General features: G+C 47.3%; 24 protein-coding genes, 1 tRNA gene and 2 pseudogenes. 21 read left to right on the top strand and 6 right to left on the bottom strand.

Annotated features, from left to right (window positions below):
- From C7387_RS21460 to C7387_RS21445, 4 genes and pseudogenes are all read right to left on the bottom strand, one after another.
- Positions 1 to 333, bottom strand: a pseudogene (locus C7387_RS21460) (replication protein); the annotation flags it as partial.
- Between the two features lie 117 nt (positions 334 to 450).
- Complete coding sequence (locus C7387_RS21455; protein WP_120817457.1) at positions 451 to 1,251, bottom strand: ParB/RepB/Spo0J family partition protein; 801 nt, start codon at positions 1,249 to 1,251, stop codon at positions 451 to 453.
- 36 nt (positions 1,252 to 1,287) lie between these two features.
- A complete protein-coding gene (locus tag C7387_RS21450) occupies positions 1,288 to 1,566 on the bottom strand; it encodes a CII family transcriptional regulator (protein ID WP_120817456.1) in 279 nt (92 codons plus the stop codon).
- Positions 1,567 to 1,670: 104 nt separating this feature from the next.
- Complete coding sequence (locus C7387_RS21445) at positions 1,671 to 1,883, bottom strand: helix-turn-helix domain-containing protein (protein WP_120817455.1); 213 nt, start codon at positions 1,881 to 1,883, stop codon at positions 1,671 to 1,673.
- A gap of 101 nt (positions 1,884 to 1,984) precedes the next feature.
- Here C7387_RS21445 and C7387_RS21440 point away from each other — a divergent pair, with 101 nt between their 5' ends.
- Positions 1,985 to 2,677, top strand: coding sequence for an XRE family transcriptional regulator (locus tag C7387_RS21440; RefSeq protein WP_120817454.1), 693 nt, complete (start codon positions 1,985 to 1,987; stop codon positions 2,675 to 2,677).
- Between the two features lie 46 nt (positions 2,678 to 2,723).
- Entirely contained in the window at positions 2,724 to 3,044 is a 321-nt protein-coding gene (locus C7387_RS21435) for a DUF4156 domain-containing protein (protein WP_120817453.1), read from the top strand.
- Between the two features lie 40 nt (positions 3,045 to 3,084).
- On the opposite strand, the gene C7387_RS21430 is transcribed toward C7387_RS21435, so the two are convergent.
- The gene (locus C7387_RS21430) at positions 3,085 to 3,288 is read right to left on the bottom strand and encodes a hypothetical protein (protein ID WP_120817452.1); all 204 of its coding nucleotides are present in this window, start codon (positions 3,286 to 3,288) and stop codon (positions 3,085 to 3,087) included.
- A gap of 384 nt (positions 3,289 to 3,672) precedes the next feature.
- On the opposite strand from C7387_RS21430, the gene C7387_RS21420 reads away from it, so the two are divergent.
- The 18 genes and pseudogenes from C7387_RS21420 (at position 3,673) to C7387_RS21335 (ending at position 12,007) form a co-directional block, all read left to right on the top strand.
- The gene (locus C7387_RS21420; RefSeq protein WP_120817450.1) at positions 3,673 to 4,008 is read left to right on the top strand and encodes a transcriptional antitermination N peptide; all 336 of its coding nucleotides are present in this window, start codon (positions 3,673 to 3,675) and stop codon (positions 4,006 to 4,008) included.
- A gap of 284 nt (positions 4,009 to 4,292) precedes the next feature.
- Positions 4,293 to 4,580, top strand: coding sequence for a hypothetical protein (locus C7387_RS21410; RefSeq protein WP_120817448.1), 288 nt, complete (start codon positions 4,293 to 4,295; stop codon positions 4,578 to 4,580).
- Complete coding sequence (locus tag C7387_RS21405; protein ID WP_120817447.1) at positions 4,580 to 4,831, top strand: DUF551 domain-containing protein; 252 nt, start codon at positions 4,580 to 4,582, stop codon at positions 4,829 to 4,831. Before C7387_RS21410 ends, C7387_RS21405 begins: the two co-directional genes overlap by 1 nt.
- Before the next feature lie 159 nt (positions 4,832 to 4,990).
- The gene (locus C7387_RS21400; protein WP_120817446.1) at positions 4,991 to 5,245 is read left to right on the top strand and encodes a hypothetical protein; all 255 of its coding nucleotides are present in this window, start codon (positions 4,991 to 4,993) and stop codon (positions 5,243 to 5,245) included.
- A gap of 82 nt (positions 5,246 to 5,327) precedes the next feature.
- Positions 5,328 to 5,498 (top strand): hypothetical protein, encoded by a 171-nt coding sequence (locus tag C7387_RS23030; RefSeq protein ID WP_166791122.1) that lies wholly within the window; start codon positions 5,328 to 5,330, stop codon positions 5,496 to 5,498.
- A complete protein-coding gene (locus tag C7387_RS23220) occupies positions 5,495 to 5,938 on the top strand; it encodes a hypothetical protein (RefSeq protein WP_244922392.1) in 444 nt (147 codons plus the stop codon). Before C7387_RS23030 ends, C7387_RS23220 begins: the two co-directional genes overlap by 4 nt.
- A gap of 81 nt (positions 5,939 to 6,019) precedes the next feature.
- Positions 6,020 to 6,331: a hypothetical protein gene (locus C7387_RS21390; RefSeq protein WP_244922391.1), complete on the top strand. Its 312-nt coding sequence runs from the start codon at positions 6,020 to 6,022 to the stop codon at positions 6,329 to 6,331.
- Entirely contained in the window at positions 6,328 to 7,218 is an 891-nt protein-coding gene (locus C7387_RS21385; RefSeq protein WP_120817444.1) for a RecT family recombinase, read from the top strand. Before C7387_RS21390 ends, C7387_RS21385 begins: the two co-directional genes overlap by 4 nt.
- Positions 7,218 to 7,700 carry a siphovirus Gp157 family protein gene (locus C7387_RS21380; RefSeq protein ID WP_120817443.1) on the top strand — a complete coding sequence of 161 codons (483 nt, stop codon included), beginning with the start codon at positions 7,218 to 7,220 and terminating at the stop codon, positions 7,698 to 7,700. Before C7387_RS21385 ends, C7387_RS21380 begins: the two co-directional genes overlap by 1 nt.
- Positions 7,701 to 7,999: 299 nt before the next feature.
- A complete protein-coding gene (locus C7387_RS21370; protein ID WP_120817441.1) occupies positions 8,000 to 8,173 on the top strand; it encodes a DUF2737 family protein in 174 nt (57 codons plus the stop codon).
- A gap of 2 nt (positions 8,174 to 8,175) precedes the next feature.
- A complete protein-coding gene (locus C7387_RS21365; RefSeq protein WP_120817440.1) occupies positions 8,176 to 9,027 on the top strand; it encodes a phosphoadenosine phosphosulfate reductase domain-containing protein in 852 nt (283 codons plus the stop codon).
- Positions 9,024 to 9,236: a hypothetical protein gene (locus C7387_RS21360; protein WP_120817439.1), complete on the top strand. Its 213-nt coding sequence runs from the start codon at positions 9,024 to 9,026 to the stop codon at positions 9,234 to 9,236. The genes C7387_RS21365 and C7387_RS21360 overlap by 4 nt, the downstream gene beginning before the upstream one ends.
- Before the next feature lie 102 nt (positions 9,237 to 9,338).
- Positions 9,339 to 9,803, top strand: coding sequence for a hypothetical protein (locus C7387_RS21355; protein WP_244922390.1), 465 nt, complete (start codon positions 9,339 to 9,341; stop codon positions 9,801 to 9,803).
- Positions 9,788 to 9,940, top strand: coding sequence for a DUF551 domain-containing protein (locus C7387_RS23215; protein WP_338067459.1), 153 nt, complete (start codon positions 9,788 to 9,790; stop codon positions 9,938 to 9,940). Before C7387_RS21355 ends, C7387_RS23215 begins: the two co-directional genes overlap by 16 nt.
- 133 nt (positions 9,941 to 10,073) lie before the next feature.
- Positions 10,074 to 10,274: a hypothetical protein gene (locus tag C7387_RS21350; RefSeq protein WP_120817438.1), complete on the top strand. Its 201-nt coding sequence runs from the start codon at positions 10,074 to 10,076 to the stop codon at positions 10,272 to 10,274.
- Positions 10,275 to 10,284: 10 nt separating this feature from the next.
- Positions 10,285 to 10,614 (top strand): hypothetical protein, encoded by a 330-nt coding sequence (locus C7387_RS23210; protein ID WP_244922388.1) that lies wholly within the window; start codon positions 10,285 to 10,287, stop codon positions 10,612 to 10,614.
- 2 nt (positions 10,615 to 10,616) lie between these two features.
- Positions 10,617 to 10,679, top strand: a pseudogene (locus C7387_RS23205) (helix-turn-helix domain-containing protein); the annotation flags it as partial.
- Between the two features lie 164 nt (positions 10,680 to 10,843).
- Positions 10,844 to 12,007, top strand: a complete 1,164-nt coding sequence (locus tag C7387_RS21335; RefSeq protein WP_120817436.1) for a site-specific integrase — start codon at positions 10,844 to 10,846, stop codon at positions 12,005 to 12,007.
- A gap of 15 nt (positions 12,008 to 12,022) precedes the next feature.
- Here the strand turns inward: C7387_RS21335 and C7387_RS21330 are convergent.
- Positions 12,023 to 12,099 (bottom strand) — tRNA-Arg (locus C7387_RS21330).
- A 489-nt stretch (positions 12,100 to 12,588) separates the two neighbouring features.
- Between C7387_RS21330 and C7387_RS21325 the strand changes: the two genes are divergently transcribed.
- Positions 12,589 to 13,308 carry a helix-turn-helix domain-containing protein gene (locus tag C7387_RS21325; protein WP_006818906.1) on the top strand — a complete coding sequence of 240 codons (720 nt, stop codon included), beginning with the start codon at positions 12,589 to 12,591 and terminating at the stop codon, positions 13,306 to 13,308.
- The last annotated feature ends 365 nt before the right edge of the window (positions 13,309 to 13,673 follow it).

Genomic DNA, 13,673 nt, shown 5'->3' with positions numbered 1-13,673 from the left:
GATGTTTTTGTTGGGCCCAAACATGCCACCTTGCTGCCTGATAAGCCCCATCCTGACAAGCTCCAGTTTTGCTTCATTGCACCGTTTGACAGGAAGTTTTGCTATCTCCGACAGTTGGGAGTCGCTTATCCTGTCCATTGGCTTATTCCATCCATAGGTCTTTCTCAGGATAGCCAGGAGGACTTTGTATTGACGCTTGGTCAAGTCTGCTCCGGCGTATGCTTCAAGCAGTGTGTTGGATAGTCTGGCATACCCATCATCGAGTTCAGCCACTTTATGCTCCACCGCCGCAATCTGCGGCCTTAGTTGCACTACTTTCGCCAGATTACCCACGGTCTGCCTCCTTGCGTTTAATCTCTTCCAGGATAGCGCGGAGTTTTTCTCCTATCTTCGGATTGATAGATTTGATGAACCGAGACCGGATAATGGCTTTGTGTTCCTTTTGAGTATTCATGATCCACTCTCCCACCCCACTGATTTCATGAATTCGCGATATTCAGTAAGGATTTTTTCCGCGTTATCAGGGATTGTGATATCCCATTCGATGTCTGCGATAATCTGGATAAACTCACGAGCTTTTCCCGCGTTAAACTGCGGTATCGCCACGCTATGGGTTAGCTTCTTCTTGCCAGCTGCCTTTGCTTTGCGCATCTGCTCGATTGCAACTGAGGACGCCTGAGGGCCATGCTCTCTCGATAACGCTACTGCGGTTGTTGCTGCTACCTCACCAGTACGCACCATGCCAATCAACTCATCACCGCAGGTTAGCAACTGGAGGTGATGATCAACATCAGCCACTGAACGCTTAACCTTCTTCGCTATTTCCCCCGGCTCCCAACCCTGATTAATCAGGCGCTGGTATGCAGCGGCTCGCTCAAGTGGAGTAAGTGGCTTCCCCTGAGAGCTGGTGACCATGAAGGCGATACGATCAGCATCAGAACCCACAAAGTCTTTGCATTCCAGGCGCGGTATTTCCGTACCGTATTCCTGCGCCGCCAGCGCACCGTAATATCGGTGGTGGCCATCAATGATTTTCACGCCATGCTCTGTCACCTGTACCGCCAATGGAGGAACATACTCACCGGCAATAAACGCGTCGCGGAATTCTTCTACGTGTGCCTGGTCAATTTCACGGACATTGAAACCGGGTTCGACATAGATTTCAGCTAGCAGCACCAGGAAGGTTTTCTTCACTGTTGTATCAGTGCCGTTTTTATCTTTGGACTTGTAAAGCTGGGATAGAGAACTCATAATTACTCCTGTTGTTATTGACGTAACACAGCGTGATCAGGCCTCTAAGAATTCACAGTTCTTAGAGGTTTTTTCTTTTGTGAGATAGCTAGCCAACCGCTTAGTCAGTTCTGCCATTTCCTCGTCTTCGATTCCGTATTCCAGAACAGCAAGAATCATGCTCATACGTGGTATGAGTGACTCCTTCCAACGAGTGATTTGTGATGCGTTGACGCCGATAGCGTTAGCGATAGTGCTCACACCTTTTGCGGCAATCTTGTTGAGTAATGCACTCTCAATACGGAGAGCGTCTTTGCGTGTCTTTGCATTTTCCATAGTGCAATATATTCCTTAGTTAATAAGTAAATACGCATCGGTTGATGCGCTTTGAATTAGTTACCGCGTTGTCGGCGGAGCAGATTGGTAAAGAGCGGTGTTACTTATGCGGCCTTTTGGCCTGTTCCGTACAGCAACCAGAGCGGGTCACACTTCAGGGCTTGAGCCAGTTCAACAATGTATCGAGGTCGTTTGGTTTTACCTGATTCAACCTGTTGAATTGTTTGCTGGTTAGTCCCTGATAACTCAGCCAGTTGCGTCTGGGTGAGATTCAGTTCAATTCGCTTCTGTTTGAGTCGGTCAGATAGTGCTTCCATACAACCTCCTTACAAACTAATTTGTATTTTATTGTCAAACTACCTTGTTTGTCAAATACCGTGTTTCTTGTAAATATGGAGGGATAAATTAAGAGGTTTTTATGAGCATTTCAGAAAGGGTCAAACTCAGAAGGGCCGAGCTTGGCTTAACTCAGGCAGAGCTAGCTGTGAGAGCGAATACTTCACAGCAGGCAATTCAGCAGCTTGAGGATGGTAAAACGCAACGCCCACGATATCTTCCAGAGCTTGCTGCTGCTCTTGGTTGTGATGTTGCCTATCTTCTCGGTCGATCAGATGCCATTAGGCAGGATGGTATTCCGCCTGAAAAAGAATGGGGTTCGATAGAGGTTTGGGATAGCAAAACACCAATAAGGGATGATGAAGTGGAAGTGCCATTTCTGAGGGATATTGAGTTCGCATGTGGTGATGGTAGCTACAACGAGGAGGACTACAACGGATTTAAACTGCGGTTCTCTAAGTCAACCTTGCGCCGTATTGGTGCCAGCACGGACGGACACGGAATTATCTGCTTCCCTGCCCGCGGTAATAGCATGGAACCAAATATACCTGATGGAACTACTGTAGCGATAAACACCGAAGACAAGAAAATCGTTGATGGAAAGATATACGCGATTAGTGAAGACGGTTGGAAACGAGTAAAAATGCTTCATCGCACGGGCCCTGATACCGTCAGCATACGCAGCTATAACTCTGATGAGTATCCACCAGAAGATAAGCCTATAGGCGACATAGAAATCATTGGTCGCGTGTTCTGGTACTCAGTTCTTCTATAGCTTCAATTGAGTGACATCAGTCTAACTTACAGTCAATGGTGACGATATGAAAAAGATAATGGCTAGCATTATTATCATGATGGCAGCAGCTATCTCTGGATGCGCTACAGAGATGTCGCAGCGAGCATCTAAGGTTCAGATCATCAGTCAGGAGCAGGCTAAGCAATATCAATTTGTAGCTAACCTAACTGGATCATCATCACTGACTGGCGTAGCGCGGCATACCGGCTATCAAAACGCGTTGAATGAAGTGCTAGATAAAGCTGCAGAATCTGGAGCACAATATGTTGTGCTAGACCAAGGAAGCTCAGCATCTTACTGGACGACAAGCGAAGTCATCAGGGCTACTGCATATAAAAACAAATAACTCCCCACTAACCCGGCTAATAATCCGGGTTTTCTTTGCCCTACTCTTTTGGCAAAGACAGCACATCGATAGCCAGCTCTACGGCTAAATCTACATCCTCCTCCTGCCACAGCACTTGGATCATCTCTATCAGGGCCTCTCTTGATGGTTCCCTATTTTCAGTCAGCACCTGCATGACTGCAATCCCAAGAACCTCCACCACCTGCGGATGAAGCTCCGCAAAGAACTCATCTTCGCTTTTCATACTATTACCTCGCTCACTTTTCGCTCATAGCAGTATCCCATGCATAAGCTTAAAAAATAAATTCATTTAAAAAACAATCACAAACAAGATTAATACAATAAAATACAAATTTATGTGTTTACAAGAAAGTTTGTTATCTTGTATATTCATCCCATCAGCAGGAAGCACTACTCACCAGGATGGTGAATGCTCTTTAACTTCGATGATGCGCTGACAAAGCGCGACAAGATACCAAACGAGATGGGTTTGGGATTGGATGAATGCAAAGGCTGATTTGCAGCGAAGCGGAAGTAGCGTGGGAAGTGTCGGCAGAACCGAATCCACATGCCGGAGTTCAGCGCCGGCCATCCAATCACCAAAGCCATTTCACGAGAGGAATACATCATGACGGTCATCACTTACGGTTCATCAGTGTCAGCTGGTAATGCTAAAACTCGCCGTCATGAGCGGCGTAGAAAGCTCGCAATTGAACGCGACGCCATTAGTAACATCATCGATTCAGTTTTTGGTTGCGATGCTCCTGACGCTTCTCAGGAGGAAATTCGCAAGCATGCATGTCGTGTTGATAGAGCCACTTCGCTCGGAAGTCTGCGCGATAAAAAAGAGCAGGAAGCACCGCAGAAGACTAATCATCTGTACTACAGCAAGCCAACCCGCGAAATGGGAGTTACTTGTGTAGGGCGGCAGAAAATGAAATTAGGCAGTAAGCCACTTATTTGAGGTCAATTACGATGGTTACTACGAGATTTGAAGAGATTTTTGTGGTCGCTGAAAAGGCAGGAAAATGTGAGGTGTGCGGGAAGCAGTGCAAGCGACGCGAAAAGTTCTCTCAGACGCTTAATCCATTTAACAAAAACAAGGATGGCTCGGTAAAAACATATCAAGAAATTAAGAAAGAGGTTCAGCAGAGGGCCATAGATTGGCGATTGGGTTCGCTAAAGCACGTTAAATGTGAAAAGGCCGCATAGTCGGCCTTCTTTTGGCAGCAAGCCACAGAGGTGAATATGGAATTCAAAGGCACAAAAGGTGAGTGGGAAATAATGATGGACGACGATGAAATTAAAGTCATCCAGTCTAGCTCACTAGAAAACGGTTCTGGATGGCGCTCGTATGTAGCTATATGCGAAGAAGTTCAATGCATTGAAGACGCCAATCTGATAGCAGCAGCTCCTGATTTGCTCGAAGCTCTGCAAGCATTATTTGAAGCATGGAGTAAGGGTGGCGCTAAAGACATATCTAACGCTGAAAAAATGGCAACAGCAGCCATCAGCAAGGCTCTGGGGGAGGAGTGATGGAGTGGATTAAATGTAGTGACAGATTACCAGAATCCCGTGACGCATCCGTTCTGGTGTGCTCAATTACTGATTCTGAATGGCGCAACTACGGCTTCCCAAAAGGCGGTTATGACATGGTTCATATTCAAGACTATTTCGATGATGTAACCGATGGACTTGATGAAAATGGAAACCAGAAGTACACAAAAATGTACTTATCCGCAGGGATTACCCACTGGATGGACTACCCAGAATTACCAAGCGAATAAGCACCTATAGCTGATTAACGAGTCAGCTATGCGAGCCAATCCGCGCTCATAACCAGAAAAGGAGCGAAGACCTGCTCTGGTTAGATATGGAGAATCATCCCTTGTTGTCTGATTTGCCGCCAGTAGTCAGGGCGGCATTCTTTTTACCTGGAGGAATGTATGGAAATTGATATTCGCAAAGTTGCAATTTATTCACGAAATGGTGGATGGAGAGAGGTAACTGTCAAGGAAGATAATACGACAATTAAATTTGACTTGAATAGCAATAATGAGGTTAAGGCATTTTGCCATCACCTTTTAGATACCGCTTTTGCTGAAATGGAGATGGATGAAATCATCGCCTATCTAAAAGAAAACAGATATAGCGACGAGATTATCGAGCGTTACGAAGAAGAGAAATCAGAAGCCGCCTGAGTGCGGCTTTTTCATTCCCGCATCTGAGTGAGTATTTATTCAAGTGCTCAGCCTCATGCAATCAAATCTAAGGAGCATTCCCATGCAAGCACTAGCTATTGCAGGGGCGGCATCGGTTCGCCCTTTCGACCCAATTTTATCTATCCAGCATTCACGTAAAAACATTTTGACCGGTGTCGACTTCAAGCAGCATCGCATTAAAAGCCTTCTCGACAAACTTGTTGAGTTTCTGAATCAAAAGGTGCAGCCATGAGCAAACCAACCTACGAAGAACTTGAATCTCGATGTGAATCTTTAGCATCAGATAAAGAAACGCTGATTAATCGCATTCACGAAATTATCGGCATTATTTCGAATGCAGATAACGATTACTGCATGTGCGGAGACCTAATTGAGAGTCACACCATTGGCGGCTGCGGACATCCCACAGCTTCATTTGATTATCACTTTGATAAGTGGCTTGAGTCAGTGAAATCAATCATTGAATCACCTTCAGAAAATGATTCTGACGAGCGTGATTTATTTGAGAAATCAGTAATGAGTGAAATCTTAATTTCAAAACAAACATTAGTGGGTATGCGTACTTCAAATGGTTACCGAAACTCAACGCTATCAGGGCGAGATTACAACCATATGTGGCTTGAGTGGAAAATAAATCATGACAAAAACGCCGATGTGAGCGAGTCGAAATGAGCATTGCAGACACCTGGTCAGAAGATGCCTTTGTACGACCCATGCAGGACATGCTCAATCAGCAGAAAGAACCGGAGAGCGATGATGATTCTGACTGTGAATGATAAACGAGAAATATCGCAAATCATCGAAAGACTTAACGACGATGACCGCGCAGCAATTGATAAGCAGGTTGAGTTGCTGTGTAACAACATGCAGCCGGTGCTCAACATGCTGGAATCACATAAGCCTGATGACCATACAAAGCAAGCCGTAGAGTGGTTAGGTGAGGATGACTGCAGTTATCAGGAGTTCGCTGTAGAGGTTATGTGGGACATATTCAGGCCGCGCGTAGAGTTTGAGTATGCATTTTCTATCTTCCTGCGCAAGCATATGTACGAGGATGCAGCATGACTGGAATAGTTGAGTTTGTTAAGCAGCAGGAGCAGTTATTCTGCGGAGCGTTAACTGAACAGACGGTTAATTGGGCAAAGGAAAGCCAATTCGCAATTCAGTATTTCCAGAAGAATGACTTCCTGGCTAAAACCGCCCTATCCAATCCTACCAGCGCACAGAACGCGATAATCAACGTAGCAGCTATCGGAATCACGCTGAACCCAGCGAGTAAGTTGGCTTATCTGGTTCCTCGTGACGGCATGGTATGCCTCGATATCAGCTACATGGGGCTTCTGCACCTGGCACAGTCTACGGGCTCCATTAAGTGGGGTCAGTGCAAACTGGTGTACTCAGCAGACACCTATGAATCAAATGGGCTTGATAGCGCTCCTACGCACAAATACAACGCCTTTGGTGAGCGTGGCGAAGTCGTTGGTGGTTACTGCACGGTTAAGACTGCTGATGGCGACTATCTAACGGAAGAAATGAGCCTGGCAGAAATTAAAGCGGTCGAGGCTACCAGCAAGGCAAAGAACGGTCCATGGAAGACGTTCTGGGAAGAAATGGCGCGTAAGACCATCGTCAAGCGAGCCAGCAAATACTGGCCTAAAGCACAGCGACTCGATAACGCCATCCACCTTCTCAATGAAGATGAAGGAATGCATCAGGAACCGGTGATGCCGCATAAGTCAGAGGAAGACATTCGCGAGGATGAGCGCAAACGACAGCAGGAAGTCATCGAACGTGTTCAGGTGCTTTGCGATGAGATGTCGCAGGCAGAAACGTTATTTGACCTGAAAATTAAGTTCCAGGAAGCATTCAAGCTGACCATGGGGATGAAATTACAGCAGAACGTTCAGGCCATCTATCACGAATGTAAACCAAAATTCCCGGAGGCAGCATAATGACCGCCCTGTATCAGATCGCCAATGATTTCGCCAAGCTCTCTGATTCAGGCATGGAGCCTGAGATGATTGCTGACACGCTTGATGGAATTGCGTGGGAACTTGAAGCAAAGGTAGAGCAAATTCTTGCCGTCTGCAAAAACGAATCGTCCTATGCAGAGGCGCTAAAGGAAGAAAGTAAGCGCCTTGCAGAGCGAGCAAAGGCAGCAGAAAACAGAGTATCCAGCATGAAAGACTACATTACCGCATCCCTCGAGACGGCTGGTAAAAAGTCACTCAAAGCTGGCATCCATCAGGTAACTGTTCGTGCCCCTGTCGAGTCGGTAGAAATCACAGATGAAGGCTCCCTGCCACCTGAGTACGTCGAATACGTAACCACAGTTAAGGCCGACAAGCTAGCCATCAAGCATCAACTCAAGGCCGGTAACGCCATTCCTGGCGCATCACTCAAGCTCGGTAAGCCAACTCTTCTCATCAAATAACCAATGCGAAAACTAAACGTCACTCCTGAAGAAATGAAGGCGGTTTGCGGCCGTATGGTCGCTTGTCGAGCCGCGGACCATTTAGGAATAACACTCAATCGGTTTTATTACCTGGCCCAACGCTACTCACTGAAAACAGCATTTGTTTATAAGAAATGGAATCAGGACGACGACCATAACCTTATGCAAATGGCTAGCAACGGAATCCCCATCAAGCAAATATCAGAAATGATGGGTAGAGGAAACGAGTCGGTAAAAAGTCGGTTACGTACACTCCGTAAAGAATCAAGGAATTAACCATGATTAACAACGCATATAACGCCGATATTACCCCGGGAGATATAACCGTACGCTCAAGATACAAAGAATATCCAATGCCATCTAAGCAGGAGTTGCTGGCGAGAAATTCATTCCCGAGCGTGAATGAAAATAAATTCCTGACAGCGTGGCTTAAACAAACGCATAGGAGATAGTCATGGAAATTCCACAGGTAGTTAGTTTCTCTGGCGGCAGAACGTCGGCATATCTCGTTTACCTGATGGAGCAGAGAAGAAAGGCTGGAGAGGATATTCACTACGTATATATGGATACTGGAGCAGAACATCCAAAGACATATGAGTTTATTCGCAATATTGTGAAACACTGGAATATAGACCTGCACTGCCTACGTGTAATTCCTGCTCCAGAGATGGGGAAAGCAAGTAGTTACGAAGAGTTAAGTGTTAATGAGATTGGTCCTGACCTAATCCCATGGAAGCGGATGCTGAATAAATACGGACATCCCTATATTGGCGGAGCATTCTGTACTGACAGGATGAAGTCGGTTCCTTTCACTAAATACTGTCAGGAGCGATTCGGAAAAGGCAGTTACCACACATGGCTTGGAATCAGGGCGGACGAACCTAATCGGCTTAGGGATGCGCCAGGGTTCAGCTATTTGGCAGATATCAGCGATTTCGAAAAGCAGGACGTGCTTGATTGGTGGGAAGAGCAGCCATTTGACCTTGCAATCCAGGAGCACCTGGGTAACTGCGTATTCTGCATCAAGAAGAGTATGCAGAAGGTCGCACTGGCAACGATGGATGAGCCTGAATTGGCTGCGAAATTCGTCGACGTTCTGGAAAAGGAAATCCACACAGGCAGGGAGCCCGTAATGTACCGCGGAAATAACACACTCAAATCTCTTGTAGCGCTATTCAGTGACGTATCTCGAGATGAACTCGCTTCACGAATGACCTCCATGCGGCAATACGATACAGGCTCATGCTCTGAGTCGTGCGAGGCATTCTCCTGCCAGCTTGGATTTAACTTTGAGGAGGCAGCATGACCCGCATCCCTAACTTTGGCTGGAATCGCCTAAAGCTGGCAAATCTAAGTTATGAGGACCTTAGCGCACTGGAAGAAAAGGTGAAGCTTGAACATTCATGCAAGGACGGCATTCACATGTACGACAAGGCTGGTCGTGACAAGCTCGATGCGCTGACCTGGGCTGTGTACACCAAGCAGAAGAGGGAGCGTGCAGCAGGAGCCAGATGACGCAGAAGAAATCGAGTGCTGGAATTGCGGCCTTCTAATTCCACGACGGGAAGTTAAAGAGTTTGATGGCTTTTGTCCTGACTGCATGGCGGAGCAATACTAATGGAATTCAACAGAGAAGAATTACAGCAAATCGCAGACACCGATCACGTGCAATGCGGTGATGCTGCAGCAATGGCTCGCATGTTGCTGGCTACCATGCAGCAGCAGCCGGTGCTTAGCGTCATTTTCAAAGATGGATGGCCAGAACCTGGTTCAACATGCCTCACCACTGCCACGCCAAAGCTCTCAGACGGAGTTCATGAGTTCTACGCCGCTCCGCCAGCGCCAGTAGTGCCTGATGAAATAACTTTTGAGAAAATCGCGGAAATTACAGCATCGCAGGGCTATGAATATTCGATAAACGAATGCATTTGTGCAGCCTCATGGTGGAACGCCTGCCGCTCGGCCATGCTTCAGGGTAAAACCGAACATGTAAGTAATCGTGATGAGTTGAACTCTCCGGTGATTCCGGATAGCTGGATAAGTTGTAGCGAACAGATAGCGAACAGATGCCGGGTAAGCTAATTCCGATCATGGTTATGTACGCAGACGGAGAGATGTGGTCTGCAATGTGGACGGGAACTGAATGGGATGATGGCACTGAATTCCCTTACCCGTACGCAGTCACGTACTGGCGAGAAATGCCAGCAGCACCGCAGTAATAACAGACCTCGCATCGCGGGGTCTTCTTTTATCCGGAGTCCACATGCAAATGAATCCTGTAATAGCGGCAATAGTCGCTATGTACTTGCTCGTGGCTATCGTTCAGCAAATCAATGAACAGGCAGGTGCATCATGGCTAAGTTCGATATTGGCGCAATTGTGAAGCACAAATCAGGTGACATCAAAGGAGTGATTGATGGTGTTACGGAGCAGGAAAACAGGCCGACATGGTATCGCTGCCTATGGGACTCCGGTGATTACAGTTCTCACGCAGAACACGAACTTCGCGCGGCTACTGTTGATGAGCCTCGCGTGTATAAGAAATTAGCGTAAGGAGATGAATATGGCAGGCATGACTTTTATGACTGGAAGCATTGGATTTCAGGAATACCAGCCAGACCCAGAAGACCTGTGCTCGTTATGCGGAGGTAACTTTGGCAAGGAATCCATGATTGAAGGGAAAGATAAGATTCACATCTGCATGGAGTGTGTTGAACTTCTTGGTGAAATAAAGAAAGAGCGAGTGGATAAGAAGTTAGATTCTATAAAAAGGGAATTGGCAACTGTTCTATTCAATGATGCAAATTGTAGCACCGCTGAAGCACTTAGAATCGCTGGATTTGTTATTGCTTCTATTGCGGCGGATAAAATAAAAGGCATTGCACTGGAGTAACCATGGAATCACACAGCCTCACACTCGATGAGGCCTGTGCATTTCTCAAAATATCCAGACCTACCGCTACCAACTGGATCCGCACAGGCCGACTTCAGGCAACACGCAAAGACCCTACCAAACCAAAGTCACCATACCTCACTACTCGGCAAGCCTGCATTGCGGCGCTTCAGTCTCCGCTACATACTGTCGGCGTGAGCGCGGGTGATGGCATTAAAGAGGAAACACAATGTCACTCTTCCGCAGAGGTGAAATATGGTACGCATCGTACTCGCTCCCGGGCGGGAAGCGAATTAAGGAAAGCCTTGGGACTTCCGACAAGCGGCTCGCTACTGAACTACATGACAAGCGCAAAGCTGAATTGTGGAGAGTAGACCGGCTTGGTGATTTCCCTGATGTAACGTTTGATGATGCATGCATGCGGTGGCTTGAGGAAAAGGCTGAGAAAAAGTCACTGAAAGACGACCGCAGCCGCATGGCATTCTGGCTGGCACACTTCGAAGGGATTCGATTAAAGGATGTAACTGAACAAAGGATTTATTCTGCAGTAAATAAGATGAGCAACCGCAAGCTGCTTGAAATATGGAAAATACAGGCAGCCGCGGCGCAAAAGAATGGGCAGCCGGCACCAGTTTATTCCGCATCACCAGTCACAACCTCCACTAAGGCCAAACATCTGGCATTAATGAAGGCAATTCTGCGGGCGGCAGAACGCGACTGGAAATGGCTTGAGAAGGCACCTGTAATTAAGGTGCCAGCCGTCAGGAATAAACGAGTTCGCTGGCTGGAGCATGAAGAGGCAAAGAGGCTTATTGATGAGTGTCCTGAGCCGCTGAAATCGGTTGTTAAGTTTGCGCTGGCAACCGGCCTTCGTCGTTCGAACATCATCAATATGGAGTGGCAACAAATAGACATGCAGCGCCGGGTAGCATGGGTTAACCCGGAAGACAGTAAATCAAACCGCGCTATTGGCGTAGCGTTGAATGATACCGCATGTAAGGTACTTCGCGATCAAATTGGCAACCATCATAAGTGGGTATTTGTCCACACGAAAGCATGGCATCGCCCAGATGGTTCATTAACTCCGGCAGTGAGGAAGATGCGAGTTGATGACGGACGTGCATGGAACTCAGCCTGTCGTCGGGCAGGGATTGAAGATTTCCGATTTCACGACCTGAGACACACCTGGGCAAGTTGGTTAATTCAGTCAGGAGTGCCGTTATCTGTTCTGCAGGAAATGGGTGGATGGGAATCAATAGAAATGGTGCGGAGATATGCCCATCTTGCGCCAAATCATTTAACTGAACATGCACGCCAAATTGACTCTATTTTTAATGAAGATGTCCCAAATATGTCCCGCATTGAAAATACGGAGGAAATTAAAGAGGCGTAAGTCATTGAAGTATAATGGCACGCCCTACAGGATTCGAACCTGTGACCTACGGCTTAGAAGGCCGTTGCTCTATCCAGCTGAGCTAAGGGCGCACTGAGAAGCGAGTGCTTGCGATGTGGAGCGCCTGGAATTATACGGTTAACGCTTGTTGAGTCAATGGCTTTCACCGCGAAAGCCGTCATACCCGCGTCCTCGCGGACACACACGGATGCAACTGGTCACAGTTTGCACCAAATCCCCTCTTCCCTCATGGCTAACTGCGAAAAGTCTCATCGGGATTTAAGCAACGCCTGGTGTTTCTCCCCCGGACCATTGGCAACAATGAAACCATGCTTACCGAAATCGATAGCCGCAACATGATTCAAATTGAAACATTTTCCGGGCTGACCGATAGGTAAGAGTATCTGGTTCGCGGTAAGGCTTCTGTTATCCTTCAAGGCATTAGCGATGGAAGCATCGCGCTTCGCCCTCTGGCTGAAGTACTGGAATCGCAGGTCTGCGCCTTATTGTCCGCAAACAGCTTATTCCGACAGGACCTTATTCGCGGTGGAAAACAGGGTCGCTGTGCTGAGAGGGATTTTATGCGCGTGGTATTACGCAGGGAAAGACGTCGTCGGAATATAACTGATATCCGTGGCTGCCGCCTGCCACTCCCCCACTATGCCCTGATAGACCGCGTCGATTTACTGGCGCAGCCGGTCGCAAGCCGTGCTGCCAGTCTCAATAGCACGCTTATTCTCGTCACTCACGACAGCTATCTGGCGAACGGTATTCGCCACAGCCCCCCTCCGCTCTCCTACAGCACCATTTTCACTCGTCTTGAAGATGCTCTGCACGCACAACAGAAATGGACCTCGGCGCGGGTGATCGTCGATCTCAACGGCGGTATGTCATCGATTCTTGAGATAATGAGCACATTGCGTTCACTGAGCCACAAGAAACCAGAGCTGACTTTTGATCTACTGGCAGACTCCCGCGATCGAGAAATACTGCGTTTTATTGAAGCAACCTGTCTTTGTCGAATTATCAACAGACGCTTTACTTTGAGCATGGTTCAGCAGTCGCTGGCTTTCCCTCGGGTACTGTTTGATAACCCTCGCGAACGCTTTACCCGTTCAGAGTGGGAAATCATCCGCCTGATGGCACAGGGCGTTAGTTTGCGCCACATTGCCGAGCAGCAACAACGTCCTTACCATCGTGTCATTTATCGCCTGACGCGGATCCTGAGTCTGTTGAAGCTGCAAAAACGCCAGCAGTTTATCCGCCTGCTTCAGCGAATTGACGACGGTAAAGCGCGGTAATCATTCGGATTTACCTGCGTAATGATTACCCTGGTTTAAGAAATTACTTATTTTATTGTTAAATATATGTTAAACGATAACAATAAGAACACATTTATAACTATTCCTAAAATAGAGTAATTATCAAAACTATTTGCTTCCTGCATTCAGGTTTGCAGCATTTATCTCTGGTTGAACTGGGATCGATTCGCATTCAAGGTGGTTTCGTCGAGGAAAATATCACCAAAGTGGCTCAATATGAACAAGATCGCTACCAGAGCCAGCAGAACCTGCGGCATAGGGCTTCTACTGTGCCTGTGCACAGAAAAAAGCAACAGCCCGCGGCAGGGGCATTTAATCTGCGATCCGCTTCGCAGCAACGTATT

It is taken from the genome of Yokenella regensburgei, from assembly GCF_003634235.1.
Taxonomy (GTDB): Bacteria; Pseudomonadota; Gammaproteobacteria; order Enterobacterales; family Enterobacteriaceae; genus Yokenella; species Yokenella regensburgei.
This window is presented reverse-complemented; position numbering and strand designations above follow the sequence as displayed.

Coding starts and splice junctions, on each gene's coding strand:
- C7387_RS21455 (WP_120817457.1), bottom strand. CDS start 1,251: ATGAGTTCTCTATCCCAGCTTTACAAGTCCAAAGATAAAAACGGCACT.
- C7387_RS21450 (WP_120817456.1), bottom strand. CDS start 1,566: ATGGAAAATGCAAAGACACGCAAAGACGCTCTCCGTATTGAGAGTGCA.
- C7387_RS21445 (WP_120817455.1), bottom strand. CDS start 1,883: ATGGAAGCACTATCTGACCGACTCAAACAGAAGCGAATTGAACTGAAT.
- C7387_RS21440 (WP_120817454.1), top strand. CDS start 1,985: ATGAGCATTTCAGAAAGGGTCAAACTCAGAAGGGCCGAGCTTGGCTTA.
- C7387_RS21435 (WP_120817453.1), top strand. CDS start 2,724: ATGAAAAAGATAATGGCTAGCATTATTATCATGATGGCAGCAGCTATC.
- C7387_RS21430 (WP_120817452.1), bottom strand. CDS start 3,288: ATGAAAAGCGAAGATGAGTTCTTTGCGGAGCTTCATCCGCAGGTGGTG.
- C7387_RS21420 (WP_120817450.1), top strand. CDS start 3,673: ATGACGGTCATCACTTACGGTTCATCAGTGTCAGCTGGTAATGCTAAA.
- C7387_RS21410 (WP_120817448.1), top strand. CDS start 4,293: ATGGAATTCAAAGGCACAAAAGGTGAGTGGGAAATAATGATGGACGAC.
- C7387_RS21405 (WP_120817447.1), top strand. CDS start 4,580: ATGGAGTGGATTAAATGTAGTGACAGATTACCAGAATCCCGTGACGCA.
- C7387_RS21400 (WP_120817446.1), top strand. CDS start 4,991: ATGGAAATTGATATTCGCAAAGTTGCAATTTATTCACGAAATGGTGGA.
- C7387_RS23030 (WP_166791122.1), top strand. CDS start 5,328: ATGCAAGCACTAGCTATTGCAGGGGCGGCATCGGTTCGCCCTTTCGAC.
- C7387_RS23220 (WP_244922392.1), top strand. CDS start 5,495: ATGAGCAAACCAACCTACGAAGAACTTGAATCTCGATGTGAATCTTTA.
- C7387_RS21390 (WP_244922391.1), top strand. CDS start 6,020: ATGATGATTCTGACTGTGAATGATAAACGAGAAATATCGCAAATCATC.
- C7387_RS21385 (WP_120817444.1), top strand. CDS start 6,328: ATGACTGGAATAGTTGAGTTTGTTAAGCAGCAGGAGCAGTTATTCTGC.
- C7387_RS21380 (WP_120817443.1), top strand. CDS start 7,218: ATGACCGCCCTGTATCAGATCGCCAATGATTTCGCCAAGCTCTCTGAT.
- C7387_RS21370 (WP_120817441.1), top strand. CDS start 8,000: ATGATTAACAACGCATATAACGCCGATATTACCCCGGGAGATATAACC.
- C7387_RS21365 (WP_120817440.1), top strand. CDS start 8,176: ATGGAAATTCCACAGGTAGTTAGTTTCTCTGGCGGCAGAACGTCGGCA.
- C7387_RS21360 (WP_120817439.1), top strand. CDS start 9,024: ATGACCCGCATCCCTAACTTTGGCTGGAATCGCCTAAAGCTGGCAAAT.
- C7387_RS21355 (WP_244922390.1), top strand. CDS start 9,339: ATGGAATTCAACAGAGAAGAATTACAGCAAATCGCAGACACCGATCAC.
- C7387_RS23215 (WP_338067459.1), top strand. CDS start 9,788: ATGCCGGGTAAGCTAATTCCGATCATGGTTATGTACGCAGACGGAGAG.
- C7387_RS21350 (WP_120817438.1), top strand. CDS start 10,074: ATGGCTAAGTTCGATATTGGCGCAATTGTGAAGCACAAATCAGGTGAC.
- C7387_RS23210 (WP_244922388.1), top strand. CDS start 10,285: ATGGCAGGCATGACTTTTATGACTGGAAGCATTGGATTTCAGGAATAC.
- C7387_RS21335 (WP_120817436.1), top strand. CDS start 10,844: ATGTCACTCTTCCGCAGAGGTGAAATATGGTACGCATCGTACTCGCTC.
- C7387_RS21325 (WP_006818906.1), top strand. CDS start 12,589: ATGCGCGTGGTATTACGCAGGGAAAGACGTCGTCGGAATATAACTGAT.